The 16202-nt window shown below is 55.2% G+C and carries 16 protein-coding genes; 7 read left to right on the plus strand and 9 right to left on the minus strand.

Translation table 11 applies throughout. The features are described 5' to 3' along the window. Positions 1-4: 4 nt before the first annotated feature. From glpE to C3Z11_RS08245, 7 genes are all read right to left on the minus strand, one after another. Positions 5-319, minus strand: coding sequence for a thiosulfate sulfurtransferase GlpE (gene glpE / locus C3Z11_RS08215; RefSeq protein WP_106477443.1), 315 nt, complete (start codon positions 317-319; stop codon positions 5-7). A 54-nt stretch (positions 320-373) separates the two neighbouring features. Continuing rightward, positions 374-1195, minus strand: coding sequence for a symmetrical bis(5'-nucleosyl)-tetraphosphatase (locus C3Z11_RS08220; protein WP_106477444.1), 822 nt, complete (start codon positions 1193-1195; stop codon positions 374-376). Between the two features lie 78 nt (positions 1196-1273). Continuing rightward, complete coding sequence (apaG, locus tag C3Z11_RS08225; protein WP_106477445.1) at positions 1274-1657, minus strand: Co2+/Mg2+ efflux protein ApaG; 384 nt, start codon at positions 1655-1657, stop codon at positions 1274-1276. Then, a complete protein-coding gene (gene rsmA, locus C3Z11_RS08230; RefSeq protein ID WP_106477446.1) occupies positions 1654-2457 on the minus strand; it encodes a 16S rRNA (adenine(1518)-N(6)/adenine(1519)-N(6))-dimethyltransferase RsmA in 804 nt (267 codons plus the stop codon). The genes apaG and rsmA overlap by 4 nt, the downstream gene beginning before the upstream one ends. A 16-nt stretch (positions 2458-2473) precedes the next feature. Beyond that, positions 2474-3493: a 4-hydroxythreonine-4-phosphate dehydrogenase PdxA gene (gene pdxA / locus C3Z11_RS08235; RefSeq protein WP_106477447.1), complete on the minus strand. Its 1020-nt coding sequence runs from the start codon at positions 3491-3493 to the stop codon at positions 2474-2476. 8 nt (positions 3494-3501) lie between these two features. Continuing rightward, on the minus strand, positions 3502-4833 hold the full coding sequence (locus C3Z11_RS08240) for a peptidylprolyl isomerase (protein ID WP_106477448.1): 1332 nt from the start codon (positions 4831-4833) through the stop codon (positions 3502-3504). 30 nt (positions 4834-4863) lie between these two features. Beyond that, on the minus strand, positions 4864-7272 hold the full coding sequence (locus tag C3Z11_RS08245; RefSeq protein ID WP_106477449.1) for an LPS-assembly protein LptD: 2409 nt from the start codon (positions 7270-7272) through the stop codon (positions 4864-4866). 161 nt (positions 7273-7433) lie between these two features. On the opposite strand from C3Z11_RS08245, the gene C3Z11_RS08250 reads away from it, so the two are divergent. From C3Z11_RS08250 to C3Z11_RS08270, 5 genes are all read left to right on the plus strand, one after another. After that, entirely contained in the window at positions 7434-8450 is a 1017-nt protein-coding gene (locus C3Z11_RS08250) for an aminoglycoside phosphotransferase family protein (RefSeq protein ID WP_106477450.1), read from the plus strand. Then, positions 8447-9115 carry an N-acetylmuramate alpha-1-phosphate uridylyltransferase MurU gene (murU, locus tag C3Z11_RS08255; protein WP_106477451.1) on the plus strand — a complete coding sequence of 223 codons (669 nt, stop codon included), beginning with the start codon at positions 8447-8449 and terminating at the stop codon, positions 9113-9115. Before C3Z11_RS08250 ends, murU begins: the two co-directional genes overlap by 4 nt. A gap of 42 nt (positions 9116-9157) precedes the next feature. Beyond that, the gene (locus C3Z11_RS08260) at positions 9158-9577 is read left to right on the plus strand and encodes an OsmC family protein (RefSeq protein WP_106477452.1); all 420 of its coding nucleotides are present in this window, start codon (positions 9158-9160) and stop codon (positions 9575-9577) included. A 178-nt stretch (positions 9578-9755) separates the two neighbouring features. Then, positions 9756-10550, plus strand: a complete 795-nt coding sequence (gene speD / locus C3Z11_RS08265; RefSeq protein WP_106477453.1) for an adenosylmethionine decarboxylase — start codon at positions 9756-9758, stop codon at positions 10548-10550. A gap of 165 nt (positions 10551-10715) precedes the next feature. Beyond that, entirely contained in the window at positions 10716-11774 is a 1059-nt protein-coding gene (locus C3Z11_RS08270) for an AI-2E family transporter (RefSeq protein ID WP_106477454.1), read from the plus strand. A gap of 65 nt (positions 11775-11839) precedes the next feature. Here C3Z11_RS08270 and coq7 read toward each other — a convergent pair whose 3' ends face one another. Both coq7 and C3Z11_RS08280 read right to left on the minus strand, forming a co-directional pair. Continuing rightward, the gene (gene coq7 / locus C3Z11_RS08275) at positions 11840-12481 is read right to left on the minus strand and encodes a 2-polyprenyl-3-methyl-6-methoxy-1,4-benzoquinone monooxygenase (protein WP_106477455.1); all 642 of its coding nucleotides are present in this window, start codon (positions 12479-12481) and stop codon (positions 11840-11842) included. A gap of 193 nt (positions 12482-12674) precedes the next feature. After that, positions 12675-14030, minus strand: coding sequence for an MFS transporter (locus C3Z11_RS08280; protein WP_106477456.1), 1356 nt, complete (start codon positions 14028-14030; stop codon positions 12675-12677). A 348-nt stretch (positions 14031-14378) separates the two neighbouring features. Here C3Z11_RS08280 and C3Z11_RS08285 point away from each other — a divergent pair, with 348 nt between their 5' ends. After that, on the plus strand, positions 14379-14957 hold the full coding sequence (locus C3Z11_RS08285; RefSeq protein WP_106477457.1) for an ANTAR domain-containing response regulator: 579 nt from the start codon (positions 14379-14381) through the stop codon (positions 14955-14957). Between the two features lies 1 nt (position 14958). Beyond that, positions 14959-16197, plus strand: coding sequence for a CmpA/NrtA family ABC transporter substrate-binding protein (locus tag C3Z11_RS08290; RefSeq protein ID WP_106477458.1), 1239 nt, complete (start codon positions 14959-14961; stop codon positions 16195-16197). Positions 16198-16202: the final 5 nt, after the last annotated feature.

Genomic DNA, 16202 nt, shown 5'->3' on the forward strand with positions numbered 1-16202 from the left:
CGTCTCAACCGTTATCCGGATGTACAGCCTGCCAGGCAGTAAATCCACCGTCCAGGCTATAGACATGCTCAAAGCCTTGGCCATCGAGCCATGCAGCAGCCTGCTGACTTGAATTGCCGTGATAACACACCACAACGACCGGCTGTTCGGCAGAAGTATTATCGACGAACTCAGCGACGCTGGTGTTATCCAGATGGCAGCTTCCGGCAATGTGACCGTTGGCAAAACTCAGTGGGTCGCGGATATCCACCAAGCTGACGCTGCGCCCTTCTTCGAGCCACGTGCTCAGCGTCTTGATATCGAGGTGTTTGAATGCCATCGCCTTGCTCCGAAGCAGGATGAGTATGAAAAGGTGTTCCACATATCGTAAACGTTAACGTGCCGACTGGCTCGGTATCGCAACTCTTTCACCGCTTGTCAGATCCAGCGCTGTAAGCGCGCCGCCCCACATGCAACCGGTATCAAGGGCTTCGACATTCACCCGTGCCTTAGGTGTTCGCCCTTCAAGCGAGGCCCAGTGTCCGAAGATGATTCGAGGATCATCATGTTCACGAGCAAACTGGAACCAAGGGGCAAAACCGCCCGGGGCAGTCTCAATGCCTTCCTTGGCATCAAAATCGAGCGTACCGTCTGCCGCAATGAAACGCATGCGGGTAAACACATTGACAATCGCACGGATGCGATCCCAACCCTCAAGATCGTCCACGAAGCGCGCGGGACTGTTACCGTACATGTGATGAATGAAATCGCCAGCCTGGTCAGACGACAACACACTTTCAGCCTCACGCGCCAATATGGCGGTTTTTTTTACGGACCACTGCGGCAAAAGACCCGCATGCGTCATGACGGTTGTACTGTCTGAAGTGGCTACCATCAACGGCTGACAGCGTAGCCAGTCAAGCAACTCGATGCGATCAGGCGCCTCAAGAATGGCATCCAGCGTATCGGACTTCTTAAGCTTCCCCGCGCCATAAGCAACCGCCAGCAAATGCAGGTCGTGATTGCCCAGCACTACGCGCACGCTCTCACCCAGCGCTTTGACCCGACGCAGACAGGTCAGCGAATCTGGGCCGCGATTGACTAGATCGCCTGTCAACCAAAGCATATCCCTGGCAGGTTCGAAACCAATTTTCTCAAGTAGTGCCTCGAACTCCACATGGCAGCCGTGAAGATCACCTATGGCATACATACTCATATTTTTTGGCCTAATGTTTTCAGCAATAAGCAAAGCCGCGTACGTACCGGCACGATACGCTAGCGGTGTATCCACACCCTAGTGAACGTGTAATGGGCTGGCTAGCCGGAACGGCTTGATAGGTACTTCGAAGGTCGTCTGCGTAGCGTTATCAATACAGGTGTAAGTGCCTTCCATTACGCCAACGGCGCAGTCGAGTACGGCTCGACTGGTATAACGAAAGTGCTCACCGGCTGCAATTAAGGGTTGCTCGCCCACAACGCCTTCTCCACGCACTTCTTGCACCTGCCCATTGCCTGGGGTGATTTTCCAATAGCGAGCCAATAGCTGAATTGCCTGCTCACTGTCGTTGCGAATCGTCACGGTATAACCGAACACGAATCGGTTTTCTGTCATGGAAGAATCGCCATCAAGATAGAAAGGTTCAACCATTACCTTTACCTGTTGCGACAGTTCACTCATGAACGCTCCTTGGCAATATGGTTAGCCAGCGACACGTACTCGGAAAGTGTCAGCGTTTCGGGGCGCCGCGATGGGGAAATGCCCAAAGATTCCAGCGTATCGGCATCGATCACGCCTTTTAGATTGTTCCGAAGTGTCTTGCGCCGCTGCCCAAAGGATTGACGTACCACCTCTGCCAGCACCTGCTCATCATCGGCTGGATGCGGCAGTTCCCGATGTGGAATCAGGCGTACAATCGCTGAGTCGACCTTGGGGCTTGGCGTGAACGCCTCAGGAGGTACATCAAACAGTGACATGACCTGACAACGGTATTGCGCCATGATTGATAACCGCCCCCACTGCCCTGACCCCGGCTCGGCGGAGAGCCGTTCGACGACCTCTTTTTGCAGCATGAAATGCATATCGAGAATCGCATCCTTCGCCTCAAGCAGGTGGAAGATCAGCGGAGTAGAAATATTGTAAGGTAGATTTCCGACCACCCTTAGCGGCTCGCCCTCGCCTTTCAACGCAGTAAAGTCAAAGGCCAGCGCATCACCCTCGAAGATATGAAAATCAGGATAGTTGAAGAACTGCGTGCGAAGCCGTGGGATAAGATCACGGTCAAGTTCGATAACATCAAGCTTGCCGGTCGCGTCAAGCAGCCCCTCGGTCAATGCGCCCTGGCCCGGACCGATCTCTACCAAGCGGTCTCCTTCGCGCGGGCGAATACTTTTGATAATGCGAGAGATGACGCCGGGATCATTGAGAAAATTCTGCCCGAAACGCTTACGCGCCCGATGCGTCAAGGGTTGTTGCGACATGAAGTGAAAAATCCTTTCAGGCGGAACCTGACTGTGAAGCCAATGCCATTTCAATGGCGACATCGATCGCGGTCTTAAGACTTCCGTTGTCTGCGCGTCCGGTTCCCGCGAGATCCAGCGCAGTGCCGTGATCGACAGAGGTACGAATGATGGGGAGTCCCAACGTGATGTTGGCAGCTTGGCCAAAACCGGCGTGCTTGAGTACCGGTAAGCCTTGGTCATGATACATGGCCAAAACGGCGTCAGCATGGTCAAGGTGACGCGGTGTAAATAAGGTATCAGCGGGTAGAGGACCATCGAGTTTCAAGCCCTCTTGGCGTAACGCATCCAAGACAGGAATGATGACGTCGAGCTCCTCTCGGCCGAGATGCCCTCCTTCTCCGGCATGAGGGTTGAGTCCGCATACCGCGATACGTGGCTGTGCAATGCCGAAATAGCGCTGTAAATCATGGTTGAGAATGCGTAGCACGCGGGTCAGTGACGGCGCAGCGATGGCATCGGCCACCTCACGCAGCGGCAGATGCGTAGTTGCCAGCGCCACACGCAGCCGTTGAGTTGCCAGCATCATCACAACCTCATCGACACCGCAAGCATCACGCAGATACTCGGTATGGCCAGTGAACTCCAGATGGCCAGCCTCGATGATCACGCCCTTGTGCAGTGGCGCCGTTACCATCGCCTGAGCACGTCCATGCAGACACGCCTCAATGGCAACGTCGAGCGTCTTCAGTACGTAGTCACTGTTGGCCACATCAAGCTTACCGGCCTGGCTGGACTGGCTAAGCGTCACCGGCCAGACATCAAGCACGCCAGCGGTAAACTCTTGTACTGGCTGGTTGGTATCGCATTCCCGTATCGTCAATGCCAAGCCCAGCGCACTGGCTCGAGCGGCCAGCAGCGCAGGATCAGCCACCGCGACGAAGCGTGCCCGAGCACGCTTTTTGCCAAAGCCCTGGCAGGCAAGCGCCGCGATCAATTCAGGACCGATGCCAGCAGGCTCGCCTGCCGTCAACGCCACTACAGGAAGATCAACCATCACTGCGCTTATCCCTGACCACCATTGTTAGCGGAAGCACTGTCATCTTCCAGACGGTTATCGATATAAGCCTCGGCACGAATTTGCTGCAGCCAGGCTTCAAGCTCTTCATTGGCCTTGCGCTGGAACAGGGTACGGCGAATCTGATCACGCTGGTTGGAGGCCGTCACATCACGCTGACGGCGATCTTCCAGCTGAATGACATGCCAGCCAAAACGCGAATGTACCGGCTGAGAAAGCTCGCCTTTTGACAGTGACGACAACGCCTGCTCAAAGGCTGGTACCGATTCACCGGGATTGACCCAACCCAGTTCACCGCCATTGAGTGCGCTTCCCTTGTCATCACTGTACTGCTGCGCCAGGGTGGCAAAATCTTCACCGCTGGCAATACGGTCATGTAGTTGAGTAGCAAGCTGTTTGGCCTGCTCATCGCTACGATTGGGGTTGGGGCTGACAAGAATATGGCGCGCTTTCACCTGTTCGATCATCTGCTGTGTATCACCGCGCTTCTCGACAAGCTTGACAAGATGAAAACCGCTCGGGCTTCTGATCGGCTCACTGACCTCACCCACTGTCATACCGGGTACGACATCAGCAAAAATGGTGGGTAGTTCCGCACGCGGCCGCCAACCAAGATCACCGCCTTCGAAAGCCTCCCCCCCATTGGACTGCCCTGCCGCGACCTGCTGAAAGTCGGCGTGTTCAGTGACAATCTGCTGACGTAGCGCTTCAGCCTTGTGACGCGCAGCTTCGACCTGCTCTGGCGTAGGGCTCTGCGGTACGGCCACAAGGATATGAGCCAGATGATACTGAACGTTGGCACCACTGCCGGCATTGTCGAGGTATTGATCGACTTCGCGGTCGGAGATACGCACCTGCGAGGCAACATTATGCTGTTGCACCTGACTGATCAACATCTCACGACGCACCTGCTCGCGGACATCGGCAATTGACATACCTTCACGCTCAAGCGTATCGGCAAACTGCTCAAGCGACATATCGTTTTGTGCGGCAACATCGCGCAATGCACGATTGAGCTGCTCATCATCAACGGTCAGGTTAGCCTTTTGTGCCATCTGCAGTTCGATCTGCTCAGTGATCATGCGATCCAGCACCTGACGGCGCAGCACTTCGTCAGACGGCATGGGAATGTTGCGCCCCGCCATCTGTTGACGCACCTGCGTCACGCGTCTGTCGAGATCGCTCTGCATGATGGCGTCCTTGTTGACCACCGCCACGATCTGATCAAGCGGTTGTACGGCCGCCTCTGCCATGGGCGTTAATGCCAAGGCCAAAGCCATGCCCAGAGGGGCAATTGCAAACTTGCGTAGGGCGCTCACTCTCACTGCGTTGCTCTCACTGTCTCAAAATTAGAACTGCTGAGGATCATAACCAGGGATCGCCTCGGTCAGATAAGGATCCGCCTGCTGGCCGATACCGCCTAGCCCCTTGAAGATGAAGCGCAGGAACAGACCGCGCTTGGTTTCATCATCGTCAATATCATTGGCGGTGTCTTCGTCATCGACCCACTCACGCCAGGCGACCTCGACACCATAACAGCAGTCATTGAACTGTAGGCCCGCTAACGTTTCCAGCGAGCGGCTATTGGTATGATCGTACAGGTAACGGCCCACTACTGACACCGCCGGCGTCGCCTTCCAGGCAAACGAGACATCGTATTCGTCACGGTTGTAACCGAGGCGATCCTCCGCGTCACCGGAAGGGTCGAAGCCTTCGACTTCATAGCGATAGCCAAGGTTCAATACATGCCCTTCAGGGTGACGGTAGCGCAGATAGGTAGCGGACTTTTCGGTCATGTCACGATGCGTGTCGTAAAAGATCGCCTGACTCGCCTGCCAGCGATCGCTCACCTGCCAATCAGCCTGCCCAATAACCGGCGAGCGATCACGGTGATTCTGATACCACTGTTCAGAGCCTTCCTGCTGCGATGCGGCGTAATCTGCATCATCAACGACGTGGCGGTTTTCGAAGTAACGGCTCTGGCCGACCGACAGTGCCAGGCGCTCGCGTCCGCTGGCATCCTCAAGGAAGCGCGTCGAGACGCCATAGGAAAGCTTGTTCACATCACCGATACGATCCACCCCAGTAAAGCGATACGGTGACCATAGCTGACCGTAGGAGATCGGCAATTCATCGGTATCGAACTCAGGATATTCCGACTGGTCGCGATACGGCACATAGGCATAGTACAACCGCGGCTCCAGTGTCTGACGCCAATTGCGACCGAACAGCTCAGTCTGGCGCTCGAAGACCAATCCCGAATCGACTGAGTATACTGGCAAGGTGCGATCCGGCGTTTCATCACGCCCTTCAGTACCGGTGCGGTTGTGCCAATCAAGATCGTACTGGGTATAGAGCATCTCGACACGCGGCTCAAAGAATCCCCACGAAGGCGCCTGGCGCCAGCCTAGCGCCGGTGCCAGGTGAACGCGCGAGCCTGTTGCTGATTCGTAAGGCCGAACTTTTTCTGCATCGACATCACGCCAGAAATAGGTCGCATTGGAGTTCCATTCCTCGTAGAAGCCGCTTTGCTGATGCCAGCGGCCATTGGCGGTCAATGACGGCAGCTCGTAGAACGGCTTGTCATTATCAGATAACGGGTCGTCCATCTTCTGGAAGCCGCGCGCGCGGGCCTGCAGATGCCAGACGTCGCCGGCGTAATCGATGCGCGCCAGACGCTGCAGGTTGTCGGTGTCCTGCTCGGCGAAGTCGCGGCCGAAATCGTCGAAGTAATCGCCATCACTGGCCGCTCCGTAGCGCAGGTTATAGACCGTGCGCGGCGAGAAACGACCGTTGTGGGTATAGTTGAAATACCAGCGTTTCTCTCCCTCGTGATCGTCGTCCTCGTCGCCACTGTCATGGGCCATGTACGCCCCTTCAACAGTGCCTGCCTCTTCACCGAACAGATAACGGAACTCGCCACCCAGCATCTCGCCACGGCGCTGAATATAGCGCGGCGTAATCGTGGCATCGTAGTTGGGCGCAAGATTTAGATAGATCGGCTGGGAATAGTCGAAACCGTTGTCGTTGCCATAACCTAATGTCGGCCACAGCAAGCCGGTATGACGACGATCATCGATAGGAAAGCGAATCCACGGCCAGTAGAAGACCGGAATGTCTTCGACTTCGAGACGGGCATGGTGGGCTGTGCCATAGCCAGCAGCACGGTCGATGATCACGTTACTGCCGACCATCTTCCACAAACTGCTCTGCGGCTCACAGGTAGTGAAGGTCGCCTCGGTCAGCTGGTATCTGCCATCTTCCAGGCGTGCCAACTGCGTGGCATCTCCACGCGCCTGGGCATCATGAAAAACGTAATGTGCGTTATCGATCTGTGCCGCATCACTGTTTAGTGCGACATCGGCCGAGTCACCGCGCACCAGCATCCCGTTGCGACGATAGGCCAAAGGGCCATTGACATGGGCGTTGGTACGCTCGCGGTTAATGATGATTTCGGGAGCCTCGAGCTGCTGATCTTCCTTGCGCAGCACTACCTCACCTTGCAGGATGGTTTCACCGTTATCACCATACCCAGCCCCGCTTGACTCACTGCGTATCTGTGTCGGGTTGGGAGCCACATCGATCTGATAACCGGGAATAACATAATGTCCAGTGCACAACGCATTTGACGGTTTATCATCGCCCCAGCGCTGCCAGTCAAGCTGATCAGCCGGCAGTGATGCCGGTGGTGCCGCATGGACGGTCGCCGAGGAGATCAACCCCGTCAAGGCGGTGGTCCAGAAGGTACGCTGGCCCATGATCCTTTGTATCCTTGCTTTATGGAATCGGTGTTGTTGCTTTAACAATTTGATGTTCTTGCTTTATAAAACGCCACGAATCCGCAGCTCGCCTCCACGCTGCGAGCCGAATAGTGCTCAGCATGCTGCGCACAGCGGGGACCGTCAACCTAGGAGATTTCATGACAGCACGTATTGATGCCCTGCGACAGTGGATTGCCGCGGGTCACGGCCTTTCCCCCGACGCCATAAATCTCTGCGTTGTCGCCGATGATGCCAGTTTTCGCCGTTATTTTCGTGTCCGCCTACCTGATGGCTCGACGCGGATCCTGATGGATGCGCCTCCCGACAAGGAAGACAGCCGTCCTTTCGTGACGATCGCCAAGCGCTGGCGGCAAGGCGGTCTACCTGTACCGCGCCTTAACGCCATTGATCTGGATGCCGGCTTCATCGAAATGCAGGATCTTGGCGACGTTATGCTACGTCAACGGCTTGAAGATGAACACCGCGCCGAACCCTATATCCAACAGGCACTCTCTCTGGCGATCGATATTGCTCTTCAGCCCGCTGATGAACTGCCACCTTACGATCATCAACGCCTCGCGTTCGAACTCGATCTGTTTCCTGAATGGTGCTTGTTACAATGGCTGGATATTGCGGCTCCCGCAAGTTGGGAAGCTCTGCGCAATGATCTGATCACCAGCGTGCTCGCCCAACCGCAGGTCACCACGCACCGTGATTATCATGCACAGAACCTGATATGCCATGACGAGCGTCTGTGGGTCATCGATTTCCAGGGAGCATGGCGCGGCGCTCTGACCTATGATCTTGCCTCGTTGTTACGCGACCGCAATGCACCCTGGCCTGCCGCTACTCAGAAGCACTGGATCGAAGCCTACCAATATCGCGCCGAGCAAGCTGGCCTGCTTGCCCCGATGAGTGCTGAAAATTTTCAGGTACTGGTCGCACAGACCACAGCGCAACGCAGCCTAAAGGTACTGGGTCTATTCTGTCGACTCAGCCTGCGTGACGGTAAACATCGTTATCTCGCCATGATGCCCCACTTCCTTACCCACTTGCGTCAAGCATTAAGCCTGCTTGGCCATGAAAATTTCACGGCGTGGCTCGATAACGATTTCACCCCCTCACTTACTTCAGCCTTACAACGCCACTCGGTCACCATAGAGAGGACACAATGAAAGCGATGATTCTCGCCGCAGGGCTCGGCACGCGAATGCGTCCGCTCACCGACCACTGCCCCAAACCACTACTGAAAGCTGGCGGTAAGCCGCTTATCGTGCACCATATCGAGCGGTTGCGTGACGCGGGCATTACTGAACTGGTCATCAATGTCAGCCATCTGGCCGACAGCATCATCACGACACTCGGCGATGGTTCGGCCTATGGCGTCTCGATTGCCTGGAGCCGTGAGCAGACGCCGCTGGAAACGGCCGGCGGCATTCGCAAGGCAATCTCTTTGCTTGGCGCCGCTCCCTTCGTCCTGGTCAACGGTGACGTATGGAGCGATTTTGATGTGAAAACGCTTGCTCCGCTGGGCAATGACCTAGCCCGGCTGGTATTGGTTGATAACCCGGCGCATCACCCTAATGGCGATTTCCATCTTGACCGTCAAGGACGCGTGCATGTCACCGGCCAGCCTCAACTGACTTACGCCGGGATTGGCCTGTATGACCCGGCGTTGGTGGTCTCGCTTACGCCAGGCCACCCCGTTAAACTCGCTCCCCTGCTGAAAGATGCGATGAATGATGGCTACGTCGGTGGCCTGCATCACCGTGGCCAATGGTTCGATATCGGCACACCCGAACGTCTTACCGCTCTGCAATCACATCTCAGCCAGGCATGAACACCCAACATCGACTACTTTTCAGCCGAGGATGATGCTGTAATGAAAGCTACTATCAAATGGACCGATGGCCGCCAGTTCGTGACCGAATCCGGCAGCGGCCATGCCGTGGTCATTGATGGCAACCCTGATAATGGCGGACGCAATACCGGCCCGCGGCCGATGGAAATGGTATTAATGGGACTGGGTGGCTGCACATCCTATGATGTGATCAACATCCTTGAGAAGGCGCGTCAAAAGGTGACCGGCTGCGTCGCTGAACTGGAGGCCGAACGCGCCGATGGTACGCCTGCCGTATTTACCAAGATTCATGTCCATTTCGTTGTTAGCGGCGTCGGGCTCAAGGAAGCACAGGTAAAACGCGCTGTCGAATTGTCAGCAGAGAAATACTGCAGCGCCTCATTGATGCTTGTACGCGGCGGCGTCGATGTCAGCCATTCTTATGAGATTCACGACGCGTGAATGTGGCTATTTGCCTCAATTTGAAAAAGACGAGTGCATCGGCCATATCACGTGTGCATAATACGCGCCTTCTCAAAAGGCGCTTCGCCATGATTATCTGGAGTGCCGTCAGGCATCCTCCCGGGTTCCGGTGCAAGCTCGCCGGATGGACCACACCTGCACATCAGGAGGCTCGGAATTGACCGACACGCTCCGACTCCACGGGTTCAACAACCTGACCAGCTCGTTGAGCTTCAACATCTATGACATCTGCTACGCCAAGACGGAAGAGCAGCGTCGCGCTTACATCGACTATATCGATGAGCTCTACAATGCCGAACGTCTGACGCAGATCCTAAAGGACGTCACCAATATCATTGGTGCTCACGTTCTCAACATCGCACGCCAGGACTATGAACCGCACGGTGCGAGCGTGACAATTCTGATCGCTGAGCACGAACTGGAACAGAGCGAATCAGGACATACAGAGCCGGGTCCCGGCCCGCTGCCCCAGACGGTGCTCGGTCATCTCGACAAGAGTCATGTCACTGTTCATACCTATCCGGAATCCCATCCGGATAACGGTATCAGTACGTTCCGACTCGATATCGATGTCTCGACCTGCGGCATGATCTCGCCATTGAAGGCGCTGAACTATCTGATTCACAGTTTCGATTCGGATATCGTCACGACCGATTATCGCGTACGTGGTTTCACGCGTGATGTTGATGGCCGCAAGCTGTTCATCGACCATGACATCACGTCGATTCAGGATTATCTGGCTGAAGACACCAAGCGTGCCTATCAGATGATTGACGTGAACGTCTATCAGGAGAACATGTTCCATACCAAAATGCTCCTGAAAGACTTCAACCTCGATAATTATCTGTTCGGTACGTCCCGCCGAGATCTATCCTTCGAGGAAGCCGACGATATCGAACGTCGTCTGCGTCGTGAGATGCTGGAAATCTTTTATTCCCGCAATCTGGATTAAGCCGTCGCGCACCAGCGAGGCAAGAAAAGAAAAACCCAGCGAGTAATCGCTGGGTTTTTTGTTTTGTATCGGAACAGCCAAATCAAAAAGTACGAGCAGCACCAGACGCCGAATGCGTTAAGCTGATCAATGTTCAATGCAGAGCCCTCTCATTAAGGAGAGACAATGGAAAAACTAATTGAAAAGAAGGCATTCATCCTGCTGCTCGTGATCGTTTCACTTGCCTTCATCTGGCTGTTGCTACCGTACTACAGCGCGGTCTTCTGGGGCGCGATTCTTGCCCTGCTCTTTTCCCCGCTGAAACGCCGTCTGGAGGCCAAGTTAAAGGGACGACGCAATCTTGCCGCGTTGATCACGCTGATGGTCTGTCTCGTTATTGTCATTATCCCGGTCATTGCCATCGCCGGCTCCCTGGTTCAGGAAGGCACCAGTCTTTACCAACGCATCAGGTCAGGCAATCTGGATCTAGGCATGTTCGTAGAGCAAGCCAGGATGGCGCTGCCCTCCTCGGCCAAACAACTGCTGGGGCACTTCGGGGTAGATGACTTTTCCAGCCTACGCGAGAAGCTTTCTTCTGGCGCGATGCAAGGTAGTCAGCTGGTGGCCTCCCAAGCCGTCAACATTGGTCAGAATACGCTGCACTTCATGGTCAGCTTCGGGGTAATGCTTTATTTACTGTTCTTTTTGCTAAGGGACGGCCCGCAGTTGGCCAGCAAGATAAAAAAGGCCATTCCCCTAAGCGAACGGCACAAATCAAACCTTTTGAGCAAGTTCATTGCCGTGACGCGCGCCACCGTCAAAGGAAACATCATCGTTGCAGCTACTCAAGGGGCTATCGGCGGCATGGCTTTCTGGGCGCTAGGCATTGAAGGTGCGCTGCTGTGGGGCGTGCTGATGGCTTTTCTATCACTCATACCGGCGGTGGGCGCCGCGCTGGTCTGGTTACCGGTGGCCATATACTTCCTGCTGACCGGAGCACACCTGGAGGGCATCGTGCTGATTATTGTTGGCGTCTTTGCGATTGGACTGGTCGATAACCTGCTACGTCCGATTCTGGTCGGCAAGGATACCAAGATGCCCGATTACGTGGTGCTAATCTCCACTTTGGGCGGGATGTCGCTGTTCGGCCTGAACGGTTTTGTCATCGGCCCATTGATCGCGGCGCTGTTCATTGCCGCCTGGACACTGTTCAGTGAAAACAAAGGCAATGAGCAGGAAAGCTAACCAGGACGCGACAAACGCGTTATCGACGTCCAGCGCACGTTGATAACGCATGTCACACGAACTGGTCAGAGACGATAAGCCACCCTGCTCACCAGAGCATCCACAGCTCTGATGCCCAGGCGTGCCGGCAATGAAAACCGCTTGCCGCCTGCTTCAAGCGCATTGTGAGCATGGTGGGCTTCTTCTTCGATGATCTTTTCAACCACCGCCCTGGAGCGTCTGTCAGCCATTGGCAAACGCGTCATGTGATCTTCAAGCCGTTTACCGACCCGCTCTTCTGCAGCATTGACGAAGCCAAGACTGACCGAATTGCCAAGCCGCCCGGCAATCGCACCGACGCCAAACGAGGTGACATAGAAAAGCGGATCAAGTCGACTAGTGTGGCTATCGAGTTCATGCAGACGCGCCTTGCACCATGCCAGATGATCGAGTTCCTCATTGACCGCTGTATTTAATTGCTCATGCCCCTCTGTATATCCAGCCGTCAGGCTCTGGCCTTGGTAGAGCGCTTGAACGCATACCTCCTCAGTATGATTCACCCGCATCAATCCGGCAGAGTGCTGGCGCTCTTGCTCGCTCATAACATCATCCGTAACGAGCGTAGACGGTGACGGCCGCGTTGCCTGGGCACCTCCAGGCATAAGCGTACGCAGCACGGTATCAAACTGGCGAATCATATGATCGGTGCGAGTCAACTGGCGAGCCATTAAGCAAATCTCCGCAAGGATGTCTGGCACGTTGGAGGAACTAACATGCCCCACAGAGTAGGCGTTTGTATAAGCGACGTCGATACGCAAAGTCTACTGTGTTTGACTAAACCGCCTCACTAAAACGCCGCCTTCGCACCGAAGAGGCACGAAGGCGGCGTTCTGTCCGTAGAGCTGCGTCTATTAAGGCAGGCTAGTTTGTTACGCTAGCGGAATAAACCGGTGTCTGGCCTTCTGCAGATTGCTGGTAAGCGTATTTTTCCTCCGCCTGCGCCTGACTGGAAAAGCGCACCAGCAGCGTGCAGAAGGCAGCCAGGGTTACAGCAATTCCCAGATACAAAAGCCCTTGCTGATAAGTCAGTGACTCAGACTTGAACAAGAAGCCCGCAGCTACCGCACCGGCATTACCCCCCGCGCCAACGATGCCGGCTACCGCACCCAGCGCTTTCTTGTTGACGAACGGTACCACGCCGAATGTCGCACCCTCGGCCATCTGTACAAACAGGCTGAAGACCAGCATTGTCGCAATGGCTATGGCCAATACTTGCATTTGAGAGAAGAATATCAGTGCGATGCCTTCACAAAACATCGCAATGAACAACCAGCGCACACGGCCTTGTACGCCACTCTTGCGAGCGAAGAAGTCAGAGAACATGCCGCCAAGCGCTCGAGCGAACAGGTTCATCAAACCGAACAGGCCTGCAATCAGCCCCGCCGTTCCCAGACTCAAAGAGAAGTTATCGAAGTAGTAAAGCGCCGCGATATTATTGATGGTCAGCTCAACACCGAAGCAGGCGGCATAGACAACAAATAGCGCCCATACCCGGATATCCTTGGCTGCCGCCATAAAGCTGGCCTTGGCGCCATTTTCCTTGTTTGCCTCCGGTAGTTCACCACGCGCACGTAGCTCCTTGAAGTTGCCGTTAGGCGCATCCTGGGTCAGAAAGTAATAGGCAATCCCCATCAGGAACAACACGATACCCGGAACCACCATCGCTAGACGCCAGCCAAGTGTCTCATTGACGCCAAGCATCAACAGCCCGCCTAGCACGAGCGGCATCAGAATTTGCGTTGTACCGCCACCAAGGTTGCCCCACCCCGCCGTTGTCGCATTCGCCGTCCCGACGACATTGGGCCCGAACATGATTGAGGTGTGATATTGGGTGATGACAAAGGAGGCACCAATGGCGCCAATGGCCAGGCGTGCCAACAAGAAGGATTCGAAACTGTTTGCAAAGCCGATTGCCATTACCGGCAGCGAGCCGAGACATAACAGCCAGGTATACGCCTTACGCGGCCCGATTTTGTCGCATAACAACCCAATCATCAGGCGCACCAATACAGTCACGGCTACAGAGGCAATGATGGTGTTACCGATCTGGGATTTGGTAAGGTTCAGATCATCCCGCACTACAGCCATCATTGGCGCGATGCCGAACCAGCCGAAGAAACAGACGTGAAATGCCAGCCAGGACATATGAAATGCCCGCATCTGCGGCGTTTTGAAATCAAACAGGCGGATACGAGTCGCTTTGTTGCGAAACTCCATGGCGCTTCCCCTCAAGTCGCACGGTCGACGGAAGCCCTCATTATTGAGGACCGCTCATTCGACGCACTCGTACTTGCCGGGCAAGCCTGGTCCACGTCTCACATGCGATAAGACAAGCAACTGGCGTGCCATTTTAATTTAATTATACAAAATCAATGGTATACATTGGTTCCTGATGACATGATTGGCTCTCGACGGCACATGATGGTGCACCAAGCGAGTAGTGCGCACTGCATCGCAACATGATGTGGGCGAGCGATAAATACTGGCAAGACCTTTCATTAACACGGCAAGATAGATGTCCGCTGAAGACAACAACCCGAAGGTCACGGCATGTGAGGAGATGGCATGAATGTGCGCGTACTGATCGTGGACACCAAGGCGGAGCGCTCTCAGGCACTGGATCAAGCCCTGCGTGAAGCAGGCTTCGATGTCCTCATGACGGTGAGTCAAGACGATGATCTTTATGCCGTGATGAAGCGGCTGAAACCCGATGCTGTCATTATCGATACCTCCCTGCCCAGCCGTGACACGCTTGAGCATCTGGGACAACTCGGCAAGCGTTACCCCAAACCGATGATCATGCTGGCACAGGAAGAAACGCCAGAGCTCACCCGTGAAGCGACCCAAGCCGGCGTCAGCGCCTATGTGGTTGATCATCTTCAGCCCGCGCTGGTGCGCTCCATGGTCAATGTCGCCATCTCCAGCTTCGAGTCGCATCACGCCCTCAAGAGTGAACTCAACCGCACCAGGGAAACCATTACTCAGCGGCGCACGATCGACCGCGCCAAGACCACGCTCATGGAGCGCCGGAGCATGAGCGAAGATGCTGCCTATCAGTATCTTCGCAAGATCGCCATGGACCGCCGGCTGTCGATGTATGAGCTGGCGCGCGATCTACTCAAGGCGATCGAGAAAGGAGATTGAGATGAACAACGATGAGGTCATCACCAACGCTGAGCGGCTTCCTCCTGAACAGCCCCAACTGTCGATAGGTATGCTCCCGCTCAGCGATGCAGCGCCACTAGTGGTTGCCGTGCATAATGGCTTTTTTGAACGTGAAGGACTGGAAGTTACGCTCTCGGTTGAAGCCTCATGGGCGAATATTCGCGACAAAATGCAGCTTGGATCGCTTGATGCCGCTCAGATGCTAGCGTTAATGCCGCTGGCGTCATCCTTGGGCCTCGATGGACGCAAGACTGCAATACTGAGTGCTATGACGCTCAACCTGAACGGTAATGCCATTACCGTCTCAAACGATGTTTATCAGCAGATGCTCGCGCTTGCCCCCACTCAGGCCCATGATAGTACGACCACGGCTGCGGCATTGTCACAGATCATCAAGGCACGTCAGCAACAGGGGCTTGAGCCACTACGCTTTGCTACCGTTTATACGTTTTCTTCACACCGCTATTTGTTGAGATATTGGCTTGCCAGCGCCGGTATCGATCCTGACCGTGATCTTGATCTTCGTGTCGTACCACCACCGCAGATGGCAGCGCAACTGGAGGCTGGGCAAATTGATGGCTATTGTGTCGGTGATCCATGGAACACTATGGCGGCCAAGCGTACCAGTGGTGTCGTGCTGGCTAGTAGTGAAAACATTTGGCAGAACGGACAGGAGAAAGTGCTGGGTGTACGCGAAGAGTGGGTCAAGACGCACCCTGACACACATCGCGCCTTGTTGCGGGCCTTGATCCAAGCCTGCGCCTGGCTTGATGCCGATATCGAGCATCGCCGCATCGCCGCTTCACTCCTCGTCGATGGCGGCTACCTCGATGTTCCCCCTCATATTGTCGAAGAGACGCTAGTTGCCAACGGGCTGGAGCATGGGGTGCTCTTTCACCGTTACTCCGCCAACTTCCCCTGGCGTTCGCATACGCTGTGGTTTGCCACGCAAATGGCCCGCTGGGGACACATCAAGGATACCGCCATAGTGCATGACGCGGTTCTACGCTGTACGCGTCCCGATCTGTATCGTCAAGCCGCCGATGATCTGGGCCTTGCGTCCCCCGATGAAGATATGAAAAGCGAGGGAACCCATGCTGCACCATGGACGCTCCCCACGACGAAGGGCGATCTTTTCATGGGGCCAGATCTATTTCTGGATGGCGCGCAGTTCGACCCGTATCACCTTGAGGAACATCTTCCTTCGCAGCGCTCGTAAATGCC

The organism is Phytohalomonas tamaricis (assembly GCF_003012345.1).
GTDB classification, from domain to species: domain Bacteria; phylum Pseudomonadota; class Gammaproteobacteria; order Pseudomonadales; family Halomonadaceae; genus Phytohalomonas; species Phytohalomonas tamaricis.

Coding starts and splice junctions, on each gene's coding strand:
- C3Z11_RS08290 (WP_106477458.1), top strand. CDS start 14,959: ATGAACAACGATGAGGTCATCACCAACGCTGAGCGGCTTCCTCCTGAA.
- C3Z11_RS08285 (WP_106477457.1), top strand. CDS start 14,379: ATGAATGTGCGCGTACTGATCGTGGACACCAAGGCGGAGCGCTCTCAG.
- C3Z11_RS08260 (WP_106477452.1), top strand. CDS start 9,158: ATGAAAGCTACTATCAAATGGACCGATGGCCGCCAGTTCGTGACCGAA.
- C3Z11_RS08245 (WP_106477449.1), bottom strand. CDS start 7,272: ATGGGCCAGCGTACCTTCTGGACCACCGCCTTGACGGGGTTGATCTCC.
- C3Z11_RS08280 (WP_106477456.1), bottom strand. CDS start 14,030: ATGGAGTTTCGCAACAAAGCGACTCGTATCCGCCTGTTTGATTTCAAA.
- C3Z11_RS08270 (WP_106477454.1), top strand. CDS start 10,716: ATGGAAAAACTAATTGAAAAGAAGGCATTCATCCTGCTGCTCGTGATC.
- glpE (WP_106477443.1), bottom strand. CDS start 319: ATGGCATTCAAACACCTCGATATCAAGACGCTGAGCACGTGGCTCGAA.
- murU (WP_106477451.1), top strand. CDS start 8,447: ATGAAAGCGATGATTCTCGCCGCAGGGCTCGGCACGCGAATGCGTCCG.
- apaG (WP_106477445.1), bottom strand. CDS start 1,657: ATGAGTGAACTGTCGCAACAGGTAAAGGTAATGGTTGAACCTTTCTAT.
- rsmA (WP_106477446.1), bottom strand. CDS start 2,457: ATGTCGCAACAACCCTTGACGCATCGGGCGCGTAAGCGTTTCGGGCAG.
- pdxA (WP_106477447.1), bottom strand. CDS start 3,493: ATGGTTGATCTTCCTGTAGTGGCGTTGACGGCAGGCGAGCCTGCTGGC.
- C3Z11_RS08250 (WP_106477450.1), top strand. CDS start 7,434: ATGACAGCACGTATTGATGCCCTGCGACAGTGGATTGCCGCGGGTCAC.
- coq7 (WP_106477455.1), bottom strand. CDS start 12,481: ATGGCTCGCCAGTTGACTCGCACCGATCATATGATTCGCCAGTTTGAT.
- C3Z11_RS08220 (WP_106477444.1), bottom strand. CDS start 1,195: ATGAGTATGTATGCCATAGGTGATCTTCACGGCTGCCATGTGGAGTTC.